Annotated in this window: 13 protein-coding genes; 12 read left to right on the top strand and 1 reads right to left on the bottom strand. The window is 51.3% G+C overall.

Annotated elements, in window-relative coordinates:
• Positions 1-5: 5 nt before the first annotated feature.
• Positions 6-914: a TIGR01777 family oxidoreductase gene (locus EVJ23_RS09095; RefSeq protein WP_070328944.1), complete on the bottom strand. Its 909-nt coding sequence runs from the start codon at positions 912-914 to the stop codon at positions 6-8.
• 155 nt (positions 915-1069) lie between these two features.
• On the opposite strand from EVJ23_RS09095, the gene recX reads away from it, so the two are divergent.
• From recX to EVJ23_RS09035, 12 genes are all read left to right on the top strand, one after another.
• On the top strand, positions 1070-1882 hold the full coding sequence (recX, locus tag EVJ23_RS09090; RefSeq protein WP_070328945.1) for a recombination regulator RecX: 813 nt from the start codon (positions 1070-1072) through the stop codon (positions 1880-1882).
• Positions 1883-1932: 50 nt separating this feature from the next.
• Positions 1933-3573 (top strand): L-lactate permease, encoded by a 1641-nt coding sequence (locus tag EVJ23_RS09085; RefSeq protein ID WP_131470813.1) that lies wholly within the window; start codon positions 1933-1935, stop codon positions 3571-3573.
• 315 nt (positions 3574-3888) lie between these two features.
• Positions 3889-5613, top strand: coding sequence for an ABC transporter ATP-binding protein (locus tag EVJ23_RS09080; protein WP_070328946.1), 1725 nt, complete (start codon positions 3889-3891; stop codon positions 5611-5613).
• Between the two features lie 24 nt (positions 5614-5637).
• Positions 5638-7683, top strand: coding sequence for an ABC transporter ATP-binding protein (locus EVJ23_RS09075; protein ID WP_070328947.1), 2046 nt, complete (start codon positions 5638-5640; stop codon positions 7681-7683).
• Between the two features lie 13 nt (positions 7684-7696).
• Positions 7697-8875: an RtcB family protein gene (locus EVJ23_RS09070; RefSeq protein WP_131465660.1), complete on the top strand. Its 1179-nt coding sequence runs from the start codon at positions 7697-7699 to the stop codon at positions 8873-8875.
• Between the two features lie 67 nt (positions 8876-8942).
• Positions 8943-9257 (top strand): YfhH family protein, encoded by a 315-nt coding sequence (locus tag EVJ23_RS09065; protein WP_070328949.1) that lies wholly within the window; start codon positions 8943-8945, stop codon positions 9255-9257.
• A complete protein-coding gene (locus EVJ23_RS09060) occupies positions 9254-9523 on the top strand; it encodes a YfhJ family protein (RefSeq protein WP_070328950.1) in 270 nt (89 codons plus the stop codon). The genes EVJ23_RS09065 and EVJ23_RS09060 overlap by 4 nt, the downstream gene beginning before the upstream one ends.
• 163 nt (positions 9524-9686) lie before the next feature.
• On the top strand, positions 9687-10226 hold the full coding sequence (locus EVJ23_RS09055) for a helix-turn-helix domain-containing protein (RefSeq protein WP_070328951.1): 540 nt from the start codon (positions 9687-9689) through the stop codon (positions 10224-10226).
• A 16-nt stretch (positions 10227-10242) separates the two neighbouring features.
• A complete protein-coding gene (locus EVJ23_RS09050; protein WP_131465658.1) occupies positions 10243-11349 on the top strand; it encodes an ABC transporter ATP-binding protein in 1107 nt (368 codons plus the stop codon).
• Entirely contained in the window at positions 11336-12157 is an 822-nt protein-coding gene (locus EVJ23_RS09045; RefSeq protein ID WP_070328953.1) for an ABC transporter permease, read from the top strand. The genes EVJ23_RS09050 and EVJ23_RS09045 overlap by 14 nt, the downstream gene beginning before the upstream one ends.
• Positions 12154-12948: an ABC transporter permease gene (locus EVJ23_RS09040; protein WP_070328954.1), complete on the top strand. Its 795-nt coding sequence runs from the start codon at positions 12154-12156 to the stop codon at positions 12946-12948. The genes EVJ23_RS09045 and EVJ23_RS09040 overlap by 4 nt, the downstream gene beginning before the upstream one ends.
• Positions 12945-14015, top strand: coding sequence for an ABC transporter substrate-binding protein (locus EVJ23_RS09035; protein ID WP_131465656.1), 1071 nt, complete (start codon positions 12945-12947; stop codon positions 14013-14015). The genes EVJ23_RS09040 and EVJ23_RS09035 overlap by 4 nt, the downstream gene beginning before the upstream one ends.
• Positions 14016-14022 lie beyond the last annotated feature (7 nt).

Below are 14022 nucleotides of genomic sequence, written 5' to 3'. Positions count from 1 at the left end.
TCCTCTCAAGTCAAATGCAGTAGTTGTTTTAGTGCGGGTTCTAACGTCTCATAGCGAAAACGAAAGCCGTGATTGAGCGCTTTTGTCGGGACGACTTTGGCACCTTCGAGTACGATCACGCTCTTTTCGCCGAGTACGAGTTTGAGGATCGGGGCCGGAGCCGGAGCCCAGTGTGGACGATGCATCACTTGTCCGAGCGTCTTCCCGAATTGGTCCATTGTCACCGGTGTCGGCGCCGTCCCGTTGACCGGTCCATGCATCGAATCGGTCTCGATGATGTAGACGAATAAGCGGACGAGATCGTCTATGTGGATCCAAGGGACCCACTGTTTTCCGGAACCGAGCCGTCCGCCGGCACCGAGCGTGTAGGGCAGCTTCATGAGCGGGAACGCGCCCCCGTCGTTTGACAAGACGACACCAGTTCGCATCGTGGCGAGACGAATGTCCATATCGGCGACGGGCGCGATTTCTTTCTCCCACAAGACGCAGACGTTTCCTAAGAAGTTGGTCCGGTCCGGGAGCGGTGTCGATTCCGAGTAAGTGATCGACCGGTCTTCGCCGTAAATGCCGATTGCTGATCCGCTGATGACAACGTCCGGTTTCTGCTTCATGTTTTTGATGATGCGAACGACTTCTTTCGTCCCATCGATACGGCTTTGGAGGATGGCTTGTTTTTGTTTGTGCGTCCAGCGTCCGTCGTTAATGGAGGCTCCTGCCAAGTGGATAAAGGCGTCGACATCTTGGAGTTCGGTCTCGGGATGGCTGTCTGGCGTCAACCATTCGACGAACGAGATGCCTCCTTGACGTGGGCGCGGATGGCGCGTCAAGACGACGACTTGATGACCGGCCTCGGCTAGCGCCCGAACGAGCGGCCGGCCAATCAATCCGGTACCACCGGTGATTGCAATTTTCATGTGAATCCCTCCATTATTCTTGAAGCGTTTTCAAATCGGGTATGATAACGGTAAATACAATAGCTAGTTAAATAAATACCCTTTCTTTTAACTTATCAAAAATCCTTCTGAAAAGGGGAACGTGATATGTTAGAAGCAGGAAAAGGAGGGGTTTCATGAAAATCAGCAAGTTTACGGCTCAAAAGAAAAACAAGGACCGCTTGAACGTCTTCATCGAGAAAGATGGGCAAGAAGAGTTCGCGTTCGCCATCGATTTAGACGTCTTCATTAAATATGGATTGACGAAAGGGATGGAACTTGAAGACGATTTTGTCCGTGACGTCCTCCAAGCCGAAGAGGAACAGAAAGCATACAAAGCAGCCGTCAATTATTTATCGTACCGAATGCGTGCCGTTTCAGAGGTCCGTGACTATCTCGTGAAGAAAGAGATAGATGAGGCAGCCATCAAGCGCGTGATTGATAGATTGATTGAACAACGCTATTTGAACGATGCCGAATTCGCCAAAGCCTACACCCAGACAAAGTTTAATACGAGTCCGAGCGGCCCGAGCAAAATCAAGCGGGAATTGGTCCAGCTTCGAATCACACCTGAAATCATTGAAGAGGTCATCGCTGCGATCTCGCACGAAGACCAGCTTGAGAAAGCCGGAAAGTTCGTAAATAGGAAACAATTGGAAACGAATCGCCGTTCCGCCACAGAAGTGCAACAAAGAATTCAACAAACCCTGGTGCAAAGAGGATTTTCGTTTGATATCATTTCAGAGGCGATCCTTACGTTTTGGGAAAACGAGGATGAGGACGTCGAGCTTGCAGCTTGCTTGAAGCAGGCTGAAAAACTGAGTCGGAAGTACAACGGGTATGCCCCATATGAGCGGAAACAGCGCATGAAGATGCAGCTTCGGAGCAAAGGATTTCCGTATGAGGTGATTGACCGGACTTTAGAACGACTCGCTGAACAAGAGACATAACGGGAAATTCATTTACGGCAGGGGAAAAAATCTGAAAAGGTGGGTCTACATTGACGATTTTTGAATGGATTACAGCACTTGTGCCAATTTTGGCTGTGCTTGTATTATTGGTTATTATGCGTTTACCAGCATCGGTTGCGATGCCACTCTCGCTCCTGTTGACGGCGCTACTTGCGTTCTTCGTCTGGGAACTTGATGCAACCCGCATTACAGCGGCGGTGTTACAAGGAATCGTCATCGCGATCACGGCAGCGTGGATCGTGTATGGCGCGATCGGGATGATGAATACGATGAAAGAGGGCGGCGGTATGAACGCCATCCGTTCCGGTTTTGTCACCATCACACCGGATCCGCGGATTCAAGTCCTCATCGTCGGCTGGTTGTTCGTTTCGTTCATTGAAGGTGCTTCAGGCTTTGGGACACCGGCGACGGTGGCGGCCCCGCTATTGATCGCACTAGGTTTCCCGCCGATTGCGGCTGTTGTCATCGCCTTGTCGGCCGACGTATCAGCCGTCACGTTCGGTGCAGTCGGGACACCGGCTTTGATCGGGATTGGTAACGGACTCTCGCTCGATGTGAGCAAACCGGAATCAATCGAATTTTTAACAAGTGTCGTCTTACAGACGGTATTGATCGATATGCTCGTTGGTCTTTTTATCCCGTTCATTTTGATTTTGATGCTGACTCGATTCTTTAGTAAAGCGAAGTCGGTCAAACCCGCATTCGAAGTATTGCCGATCGCCCTTGTGGCGGCTCTCGTCTACAGCGTTCCGGCTTACATTTGGACGCTCATCCTCGGATTTGAATTTGGGAGCATGCTCGGTGGCTTGACCGGTCTTGTGATTCTCGTCGCGATGGCACGAAAAGGTATTCTCATGCCAAAACGGATTTGGACGTTTGACGGTTACGCCGACGAGCTCGATCAACCGGTTGAACAGCCGACAGTCGGGAAAGGGAAACGTGAACTTCCGCAGTGGAAAGCATGGGCCCCTTACTTGATTTTGACGATCTTCCTCATCTTGACACGGACGGTCCCGTTCTTGAACGAGTTGACGCGCAGTGTCCGGATTGACCTCCCGAACATTTTAGGAGTAGAAGGAATCTCGACGTCGTGGGAGCCGTTCTATTCACCAGGGTTCATGTTCATCTTGACGATGATTGCAACGTTCTTCTTGCACAATATGAGTTGGTCGCAAGTGACGTCGGTCTTTAAAGCGACGACACTCGGCATCGGCGGAACGTTAATTACGCTTGCGGCGTCAGTTCCAATGGTTCGAATCTTTATCCATTCAGAGAATGGCGGAGCTGGACTCGCATCGATGCCAGTCGAACTCGCGACGGCTGCAGCGGACACGTTCGGTGGCGTTTGGCCGCTTGTCGCACCATGGATCGGGGCGCTCGGAGCGTTCGTATCGGGCTCGGCCACGTTCTCGAACATGATGTTCTCGAGCTTGACGACAAATGTCGCCGATTCGGTCGGGATGAGTGAGACGCTCGCCTTATCGATGCAGATGGCCGGCGCGAACGCTGGTAACATGATCTGTGTGCTGAACGTCGTCGCGGTCGCTTCGGTCGCGGGTCTGCTCGGTAAAGAAGGAACGATCATTCGCTACACGCTCATGCCGATGATCTACTATGTGACAGCAACAGGGATCGTCGGGATGATTCTCGCGACGTTCTTCTTAAACTGAAACAAGTTACAATATTTTTACAAAAAAATATTGACAATTTTCTGAACAGTCTGCTAAGGTTTTAGTAGATTTTCAAACTATGAAGAGAGAGGAGCCAGAATGATGAAGTACTTGACTACACTACAACGCACACACACAACATCATATGGCTACTCGTATTTGACTGCGTAACACGGCAGCTGGATAGGGGTAGTGTCCTTTCCCTGACCATGCAAATGACTGAAGACTTTCAAGCGTACTTCATCCGATTGGTTGCACAATCAGGTGGAGTGCGCTTTTTTGCGTGCTCGGAAAGGACGGAAGGGGGAATCAGTCGTGAAACTGATTAAACAATTGGATTGGTTTATTAAGAGGCAGAAACGAACGTATGTCATTGCGATCATTTTGCTCATCATTACCGGGGTCATCGATATGCTCCCGCCATGGATTATCGGGCAAGCAATCGATGCGATCCGTGAAGGAAGTTTGACGACGGAACGGCTCATCACAATCGTCGGCTCACTGCTAGGCATCATGGTGTTATCGTACGTTTTATCGTACTTGTGGATCGCGCGTCTATTCGGGACGGCGTTCCTGCTCGAGAAAAAACTGCGGGCCCGATTCTTCGGGTATTTGCTCAAACAGACGCCGCGGTTTTATCAACAGCACCGCACCGGGGACTTGATGGCGCTCGCGACGAATGATTTGAAAGCGGTTGAACGGACGGCCGGTTTCGGTGTCATGACGCTCGTCGATTCGTTCAACATGACACTGATCGCATTGACGATCATGGGGGTGTTCATCGATTGGAAATTGACGCTTGCGGCACTGTTGCCGATGCCGTTACTTGCCTGGTCGATGAATAAGCTTGGCCGTCAAATTCACGCTCGCTTCACCGCGGCGCAAGATTCGTTCGGCGTTATGAACGACCAAGTCGTTGAATCGATTTCAGGACTTCGCGTCATCCGTTCGTTCGTGCAAGAAGAAGCGGATACGAAGAAGTTCGATACGATCACCGACGACGTCATGGCGAAAAACATGCACGTCGCCAAAATCGACGTATTGTTCGAACCGGTCATCAAACTGCTCGTCGGTTTGAGTTACTTGATCGGCTTGTCGTTCGGGACGTACCTCGTCTTTACGAATGACATCACGCTCGGTCAACTCGTCTCGTTCAACATTTATCTCGGGATGCTCATTTGGCCGATGTACGCGTTCGGTGAGTTGATCAACGTCGTCCAACGCGGGACGGCGAGCTTAGAGCGGATTGAAGCGACGATGAACGAAGCGCCGGACGTCGTCTCGAACGGCACGGTGCAAGTCGACGTGCCAGAGAAGATCACCTTCAAATCGTTATCGTTCCGCTATCCGGGTGCGAGCCGCCCGTCGCTCGAAGACATCGTACTCCACGTATCACGCGGAGAAACGATCGGAATCGTCGGACCGACCGGGGCCGGCAAAACGACGCTCCTGCGTCAGCTGATCCGCGAATATCCAATCGATGACTCTTTGCTCGTCAACGGGATCCCGGTTCACAAAATTAAACTCGACACGGTACGAGGTTGGAGCGGTTACGTGTCACAAGAACATCTATTGTTCTCGAAGACGGTCCGCGACAACATCTTGTTCGGGGCCGATGACGCGACCGAAGCCGACCTCGAGACGGCGATTCGGCTTGCGGCGTTTGATACCGATATCGAGCATTTAGAGAACGGGCTCGATACGGTCGTCGGCGAGCAAGGGGTCATGCTGTCAGGCGGACAGAAACAACGTCTGTCGATTGCGCGTGCGCTCTTGAAAGACCCAGAGATTTTATTGCTCGACGATTCGCTCTCGGCGGTCGATGCGAAAACGGAAGCCCGAATCATCGATTCGGTCCGGACGAGCCGTGCCGAACAGACGACGTTCATCGTCGCGCACCGCTTGTCTGCCGTTTCCCACGCTGATCAAATCCTTGTCTTGCAAGACGGTCGCGTCACTGAACGCGGCACACATGACCAACTGATGAAACAGCACGGTTGGTATTTCGAACAGTTCAATCGACAAGGAGAGACGGAGTAATCCGTACGAAAGGGGGAATCTCTTATGATCGATCAACACGAATTAGATCCGGTCCGCAGGAAAAAGACGATTCGCTCACTCGTTGGCTATGCCAAACAAGTGAAGCGCTCGATTTTCCTCGGGTTGATCCTACTCTTTTTAGCGGTCGGCGCAGAACTTGCGGGACCGTATATCGCAAAAATTATCATCGATGACCATATCGTCGCTATCGAGCGCGACTGGGTTCAAGTCGAGGCCGGGGGCAGTGTCTCGTTTGACGGCAATAACTATGAGAAAGAGACGCGGTTGGACGGGCAAGACGTCGTCCGTCCCGTCTCGATTGTTCAGACGACCGAAGGCTACTATCTCGTACCGGACGCCGTCATGAGCGGTGGGGTCAGAGAAGTCGATAACGGTGTCTTGACCATCACGCGGAGTGAGGAGACAGCGACGTACGACAACATCGTGCCGTTGTCTTCGACCGACGTCTTCCAGTTTTATGAGACGGATCTTCGGGCCGTCCTCGTCTTATCTGCCATCTACGTCGTCCTGTTGCTCATCGCAGCAGGTCTCAACTGGGGGCAACAGATGCTCCTGCAACGTTCGGCGCATACAATCGTCAAGACGATGCGCCTTGACGTCATGCGGCATTTGCAGACGATTCCAGTCCGTTACTTTGACCAGACGCCGATCGGGAAAATCGTCAGCCGGGTCACGAACGATACGGAGACGATTCGTGATTTGTATTTGGGCGTTCTCGCCCGCGTCTTCCAAAGCGTCGTCATGATGATCGGTGTTTTGATCGCCATGTTCTTCCTAGACGTTCGCCTCGGACTCGTCTCGCTCATCATCATCCCGGTCGTCATCGTCTGGGTGAAGTTGTTCCAGCGTCTCTCGACCCGGAACAACTTTAAAGTCCGGGCGCTCGTCGCCGATATGAACGCACAATTGAACGAGAGCATCCAAACGATGCCGATCATTCAATCGTATGTGCGTGAAGACCTCGTCTATGATGAGTTCGATGTCAAGAACAGCGACAACTTCCAGACACGCCGGAAACTGTTGAAGCTCGACGCCCTTATGTCGCACAACTTGGTCAACTTCTTCCGCAACATGGCACTCGCGCTCCTCATTTGGGTCGTTGGTGCGCAAACGCTCGGAACGGGCAGTGTGCTCACGCTCGGGATACTTTACGCCTACATCGATTACGTGTCCCGTATTTTTGAGCCGGTGACGCAAATTATGAACCAGTTGTCACCGCTCCAACAAGCGCTCGTTTCGGCGGACCGAATGTTCCAACTGCTCGACGAGAAAGGCGAAAACGTCTCGTCTGAACGCATTCCGCGCTTTAATGGCGAAGTCGTGTTCGACAACGTGACGTTCAGCTATGAGGCTGGAAAGCCCGTGTTACAACAGATCGACATTCAAGCTGCACCTGGTGAAACGGTCGCACTCGTCGGCCACACCGGGAGCGGTAAGAGTTCGATCATGAACTTGCTCATGCGCTTTTATGATCCGTCGTCAGGAAAACTTTGCATCGACGGGGTGGACGTGACGACACTTCCGACGCAAGCCGTTCGGGACCATCTCGGCATCGTGTTGCAAGACCCGTTCTTGTTCACGGGCTCGATTCGGACGAACGTGACGCTCGGTGATGAGACCATTCCTGATGAACGGATTTGGCAAGCGTTGACGGCGGTCGGTGCCGATCGGTTCGTCAAGCAGTTGCCGCAAGGACTCGACGAGCCGGTCATTGAGCGCGGCGCTTCACTTTCGAGTGGAGAGCGACAATTGATCAGTTTCGCCCGGGCGCTCGTGTTTGACCCGGCCATCCTCGTCCTTGACGAGGCGACGGCTAGTGTCGACTCAGAGACAGAGGCGCTCATCCAAGACGCGCTGAAGACGCTCACATACGGACGCACGACGTTCGTCATCGCGCACCGATTGTCGACGATTCGTGAGGCCGATCAAATCCTCGTCCTCGACCACGGTCAAATCATCGAGCGCGGGAATCACCAGTCACTCATCGCTGACGGCGGCGTCTACGCCCGGATGCATGAGTTGCAAAGTAAACAGCAAGTGATCAGCTGAGAAAGGAGACGTTATGGAGATCATCGGCAAATATAATCAAGCTACAGTCTTCAATGAACGGATTGACGATATGACGCGTGCACAGATTCAAACGCTCGTCGACCAACCGTTCACGGAAGGGGCAGCGATTCGAATCATGCCGGATATGCATGCCGGCAAAGGCTCGGTCGTCGGGACGACGATGACGATTCACGACAAAATCGTACCGAACCTCGTCGGTGTCGATCTCGGGTGTGGCATGCTTTGCACCGAGATCAATGTGAAGCGGATCGACTTTCAAAAACTTGACGATATGATTCGTCAACTTGTTCCGAGTGGGATGAACATCCGGGAGTCGGCGCATTCATACGCGTCAAAGATTCCGCTAGAAGACGTTCGCGCCCCGTATAAGCTAGACCGGGCGTTACGCTCGGTCGGAACACTTGGCTCGGGCAATCATTTCATTGAGGTGAACCGTGATGATCATGGACGGACGTTTCTCGTCATCCATTCGGGTTCACGCCACCTCGGTGTCCAAATTGCAGAACACTATCAGCAGCGAGCGATCCGTCATATGATGGATACGACAGAAGTACAGAATGAGATCGAGCGTTTGAAAGAAACTGGACGCGAAAGTGATATTCAAGCTTATCTCGAGTACGCGAAGGCGGCGAAACAAGGATTGCGAGACCTCGCTTATATCGAAGGTACAGATATGGATGACTACATGCATGACGTTCGGATTGCCCAACAATACGCGGCAAGTAACCGACTGGCGATGACCGATGTCATCGTCGAAGCGATGAACTGGAACGTCGTCGATCAGTTCGATACGGTGCATAACTATATCGATCACGACGACATGATCCTCAGAAAAGGGGCGATTTCCGCAAAAGCCGGAGAGCGCGTCATCATCCCGATGAACATGCGTGACGGGTCGCTCATCTGTACCGGAAAAGGCAACCCGGACTGGAACTTCTCAGGTCCGCATGGCGCCGGGCGCATCATGTCGCGCTCAGCGGCACGAAAACGCGTCGACTTCAACGAATTTAAAAAATCGATGGAAGGCGTCTGGTCGAGCTCGGTTCGGAAGTCGACAATTGATGAATCACCGTTCGTCTATAAATCGATGAAAGAGATTGTGCGCTATATTGAACCGGCCGTCACGATTGATCAACTGATTAAACCGCTTTATAACTTCAAGGCGAACTGAACATTATTCAGTTTCGCCTTTTTCTTTTACTCGGAAAATCTGATACGCTACAAGTGAGGTGAACGAAATGGAAAAACGGTTGAGTGCGTTATCAAAGTATGAGCTCGAGCAAGAAATTCGTGACTTGCATGAGCGGAAACGAAAAGCCGAACAGATGGGTATGGTGAGTGAGATTGAGGTCGTGCTTCGCCGCATCGCCATCGCGGAGAGTTATTTGATTGATCCGGCATCGTTCAAACCAGGTACGACGTATATCGTCACCTACAATAATCGTCCGTTCCGATTGAAGTTTGTCAACGGCGTCATGGGTTGGGGAACGTTTGAAGGAGAAGCGATGGAACATGCGATCCCGCTCTCTGAGCTATCGGAGGTGCGCGTATGAACCGGTCAGACCAATACAAGCGGTTGGCAGAAATCTTAAGAGACAAGAACGACTTGTTGAATGAAGACGAGGCGTTAACGTGGGTTGAGGTGTTGTGGGAAGATTTTGAGACGACACTCGCCCGCGCTGGTGAACCGTACCCAGGGGAGGCAAAGTCGTTCCAATACGTCGTTCAACAAATCGATGCGTACGGGGCGCAATTGCACTTATTTCAAACGAAAAATGAAAAATTCAAACACCTGATTTCGAAACGGGATCTCCACTAAAAAATCACGCGATTGTTGCGTGATTTTTTGCTTGCAAACGTGGTACAGTTGGTTATAATAAAAGTCGCTATTTGTTTGCTTTAGAGTTGAGTATTTATAAACTTTCTTTAGTAAGTATCATGTATCACTAAACTTTCCTTAGAAAGGGAAGGAGGAATACAGTTTGGAAGTCGGTCAAAACATTAAACGACTCCGCGTCAAAAAAGGGTTGACCCAAGAAGAGTTGGCGGAACGTACCGATTTGAGTAAAGGCTACATTTCCCAAATCGAGCGTGATTTGAGTTCTCCTTCGCTTGAGACGCTGTTCGATTTGTTAGAAGTGCTTGGATGTTCGCCTAAAGAGTTTTTCGATGAGGAAATCAATCAAAAAGTCGTCTATACGGAAGACGACCGCACGGTATATGTCGACGAGAATCGGCTGTATCGGACGGAGTGGCTCATCCCAGAATCCAATGAGAAAGAGATGGAACCGATTCTCCTCACGTTCTCAAAACAAGGGGAGTTCAAACGGTACGAGCCGTCACGCGCGGAGACGTTCGTTTACGTACTGTCCGGCCGCGTCGCCCTCAAGCTAGGGAACCACACGTACTTCGCCAAACCGGGCGAGACGTTGTACTACGTCGCTTCAGACGCGCATCAGCTCGTCAACGATTTTGATGGCGCAAGCGAGTGTCTCGTCGTCGCCACACATTCGTATTTATAACAAGGGAGGAAACCAAATGAACCCAGAAACGATCATTCGTTTTGACAACGTGTCGAAGCGGTACGACGATACTGTCGTCTTAGAGAATATTAACTTTGAAATCGAGCGTGGGAAATTCTATACGCTGCTCGGTCCTTCGGGATGCGGAAAGACAACGATTCTGCGGATCATCGCCGGATTCACCGATGCGACAGAAGGTGACATCGAGTTCAACGGGAAGCGGATCAACGACGTGCCAGCGAACAAACGTCAAGTCAACACGGTCTTCCAAGATTACGCCTTGTTCCCGCACTTGAACGTATACGAGAACGTTGCTTTCGGTTTGCGCATCAAGAAGATGAAAGAAGCGGACGTCAAGACGAAAGTCGAACAAGCGCTCAAGTTCGTCAACTTGATAGGCTACGAATCACGTGAAATCGACGAGATGTCAGGCGGACAACGCCAACGCGTCGCCATCGCCCGCGCCATCGTCAACGAACCGGAAGTCATCTTGCTCGATGAGCCGCTTTCAGCGCTCGACCTCAAACTTCGGACTGAGATGCAGTACGAGTTGCGCGAACTTCAGCAGCGTCTCGGCATCACGTTCATCTTCGTTACCCATGATCAAGAAGAAGCGCTCGCCATGTCCGACGAGATTTTCGTCATGAACAACGGGGAGATCGTTCAAAGCGGGACACCGACAGATATTTATGACGAGCCGATCAACCGCTTCGTCGCTGACTTTATCGGGGAGTCGAACATTGTTCCTGGTGTTATGCCGGAAGATCACCTTGTCACGTTTGCCGGGAAAACGTTCGATTGTGTCGACCAAGGGTTTGACCGCAATGAAAAAGTCGAAGTCATCATTCGTCCAGAAGACTTGGAGATGACGTCGGTCGACGCGGCGAAACTCGTCGTCGATGTCGACTCACAACTGTTCCGTGGCGTCCATTACGAGATTTGCTGTTACGACCAAGAAGGCAACGAGTGGCTCGTCCATTCGACGAAGAAATCAGTCGTCGGGTCGAAAATCGGGCTCACGTTCGATGACGAGGCGGTTCACGTCATGCGTCTAGGCGAGACCGAAGAAGAGTTTGACCGTCGTCTCGAATCGTATGAGGAGGTCGCCCATGAATCAAACTAGTCAAACCGCCAAGACGGTCTATTTGACGACGTACTGGATATGGATTGCGCTGTTCGTCATCGCGCCGCTACTCCTGGTCGTCTACTACTCATTTTTTGATATCGAAGGGAACTTGAGTTTAGAGAACTATCAGATGTTCTTCACATCGACTTACTTGACGATGACACTGTCTTCGTTCTGGTATGCGTTTCTCATCACGTCCTTCTCGCTTCTCATCGGGTATCCGACCGCTTATTTATTGACGAGAACGAAACATAAGCAGCTCTGGCTGTTGCTCATCATTTTGCCATCATGGATCAACTTATTACTGAAAGCGTACGCGTTCCTTGGTATCTTTGGAACGTACGGCATCACGAACCAATTTTTAGAGGCGATCGGCATCGGGACGAAACAAATCTTATTCACGGACTTCAGTTTCGTATTCGTTTCGGTTTATATCTTCATCCCGTTCATGATTTTGCCGATCTACAACGCCATCGAGAAGCTGCCACCGTCGCTCGTCTACGCGTCGCGTGACCTCGGTGCCTCGAACTGGACGACGTTCCGTCGCGTCATCTTCCCATTGACGCTCGACGGGGTGAAGTCAGGGATTCAAATCGTCTTCATTCCGGCGTTGTCGCTCTTCATGATCACGCGCCTCATTGCCGGAAACCGTGTCATCACGCTCGGGACGGCGATCGAACAACAATTTCTCGTCACGCAAAACTGGGGCATGGGGTCAACAATCGCTGTGTTCTTGATTTTGGCGATGGTACTCGTCATGGTCATCACACGTGACTGGGGCGCGAAAGGGGCGGTGCGTCGATGAAGAAGAAAAAATTCAAGTTAGCGAATTTGTATTTGATTGCGGTGTTCTTTATTCTGTACGCACCAATCCTCTATCTAGTGTTTTACTCGTTTAACAGTGGAGGAACGATGAGTAACTTTGAAGGGTTCACCCTCGAGTGGTATAAATCGCTGTTCACAGATACCCGTTTGCTCGTCATCGTCTTGAACACGATCGTCATTGCGCTCTTGTCGGCGACCATCTCGACCGTGCTCGGTGTCATCGGGGCGCTTGCCATTTATACGGCACGGCAACGGTTCACGAAGACGTCGCTCTTATCGCTCAACAACGTCTTGATCGTCAGCCCGGACGTCATCATCGGAGCGTCGTTCCTCATTTTGTTCACGATGCTCGGCATTCAGCTCGGGTTCTATTCGGTGCTCTTGGCGCACATCGCGTTCTCGGTTCCGATCGTGGTCATTTTAGTGTTACCGAAACTTCAAGAGATGAGCCCGACACTGATCGATGCGTCGCGTGACCTTGGAGCGAGCTCGTGGGACGTGCTCACGAAAGTCATCTTGCCGTATATCACTCCAGGTATCTTCGCAGGGTTCTTCACGGCGCTGACGTATTCACTCGATGACTTTGCGGTGACGTTCTTCGTCACGGGTAACGGCTTCACGACACTTGCCGTCGAGGTCTACTCACGGGCACGCCAAGGGATCTCACTTGAGATCAACGCGTTGTCGACGCTCTTGTTCGTGTTCACGCTCATACTCGTCCTCGGTTATTACGTACTCGCACAACGGAGTGCGAAGGAGGTAAGACGATGAAAAAACTAGTCATCATGTTGACGGTGCCGCTTCTCGTCAGTTTTGGTTTGTTGGTTTGGGTGTATCAAATCAACATGGCCCAAGGGTTTGGCGGCGATAACACACTCGTTGTCTACAACTGGGGTGATTATATCGATGAAGATTTGATCGGCGAATTCGAAGAAGAGACCGGACTCAAAGTCATCTACCAAACGTTCGACTCGAACGAGGCGATGCTGACGAAGATCCAGCAAGGCGGTACCGCGTTTGATATCGCCGTCCCGTCCGATTATGCGATCAGTAAGATGATCGAAGACGATCTGCTCTTGCCGATCGATTACGACAAACTCGAAAATTTCGATAACATCGACCCACGCTTCCTCGACAAGTCGTTCGACCCAGGCAACACGTACTCGGTCCCTTACTTCTGGGGTACGGTCGGGATCGTCTACAATCCTGAACTCGTCGACGGTGAGATCACATCATGGAACGACTTGTGGGACATGCCGCTCGAGAATGATATTTTGCTGGCGGACGGGACACGAGAAGTGATGGGCTTCGGTCTTAACTCGCTCGGCTATTCGCTCAACACGACGGACCGTGATGAACTGCTCGAGGCAGAAGCGAAGCTCGAAACGCTTTGGCCGAACATTAAAGCGATTGTCGGTGATGAGATCAAAATGCTCATGGCCAATCGTGAAGCAGCCGCAGCCGTCGTCTGGTCGGGTGACGCTTCTGAGATCATGTACGAGAACGACGAGTTGACGTACGTGATCCCGGAAGAGGGGACGAATCTTTGGTTCGATAACCTCGTCATCCCGAGCACGTCGAAAAACATTGAAGGGGCACATCAATTTATCGACTTCATGCTCGATGCTGAAATCGCGGCACGAAATACCGATTACGTCGGGTATTCGACACCGAACGAAGCAGCACTTGAATTTTTAGATGAAGAAGTCACATCGGACGAACGGTTCTATCCGTCTAAAGACGTGACAGATGAGCTTGAAGTGTACGAAAACCTAGGCAAACGCATGAACGCGTATTACAACGAGTTGTACTTGCGCTTCAAAATGCAGAGTAAATAAAGTAAGT

The sequence above is a fragment of the Exiguobacterium sp. SH1S1 genome (genome assembly GCF_004337245.1).
GTDB lineage: Bacteria > Bacillota > Bacilli > Exiguobacteriales > Exiguobacteriaceae > Exiguobacterium > Exiguobacterium aurantiacum_A.
This window is presented reverse-complemented; position numbering and strand designations above follow the sequence as displayed.

Excerpts from the sequence above, each read along its gene's own strand:
- EVJ23_RS09095 (WP_070328944.1), bottom strand. The coding sequence starts at position 914 with ATGAAAATTGCAATCACCGGTGGTACCGGATTGATTGGCCGGCCGCTC.
- recX (WP_070328945.1), top strand. The coding sequence starts at position 1,070 with ATGAAAATCAGCAAGTTTACGGCTCAAAAGAAAAACAAGGACCGCTTG.
- EVJ23_RS09075 (WP_070328947.1), top strand. The coding sequence starts at position 5,638 with ATGATCGATCAACACGAATTAGATCCGGTCCGCAGGAAAAAGACGATT.
- EVJ23_RS09070 (WP_131465660.1), top strand. The coding sequence starts at position 7,697 with ATGGAGATCATCGGCAAATATAATCAAGCTACAGTCTTCAATGAACGG.
- EVJ23_RS09065 (WP_070328949.1), top strand. The coding sequence starts at position 8,943 with ATGGAAAAACGGTTGAGTGCGTTATCAAAGTATGAGCTCGAGCAAGAA.
- EVJ23_RS09060 (WP_070328950.1), top strand. The coding sequence starts at position 9,254 with ATGAACCGGTCAGACCAATACAAGCGGTTGGCAGAAATCTTAAGAGAC.
- EVJ23_RS09050 (WP_131465658.1), top strand. The coding sequence starts at position 10,243 with ATGAACCCAGAAACGATCATTCGTTTTGACAACGTGTCGAAGCGGTAC.
- EVJ23_RS09045 (WP_070328953.1), top strand. The coding sequence starts at position 11,336 with ATGAATCAAACTAGTCAAACCGCCAAGACGGTCTATTTGACGACGTAC.
- EVJ23_RS09040 (WP_070328954.1), top strand. The coding sequence starts at position 12,154 with ATGAAGAAGAAAAAATTCAAGTTAGCGAATTTGTATTTGATTGCGGTG.
- EVJ23_RS09035 (WP_131465656.1), top strand. The coding sequence starts at position 12,945 with ATGAAAAAACTAGTCATCATGTTGACGGTGCCGCTTCTCGTCAGTTTT.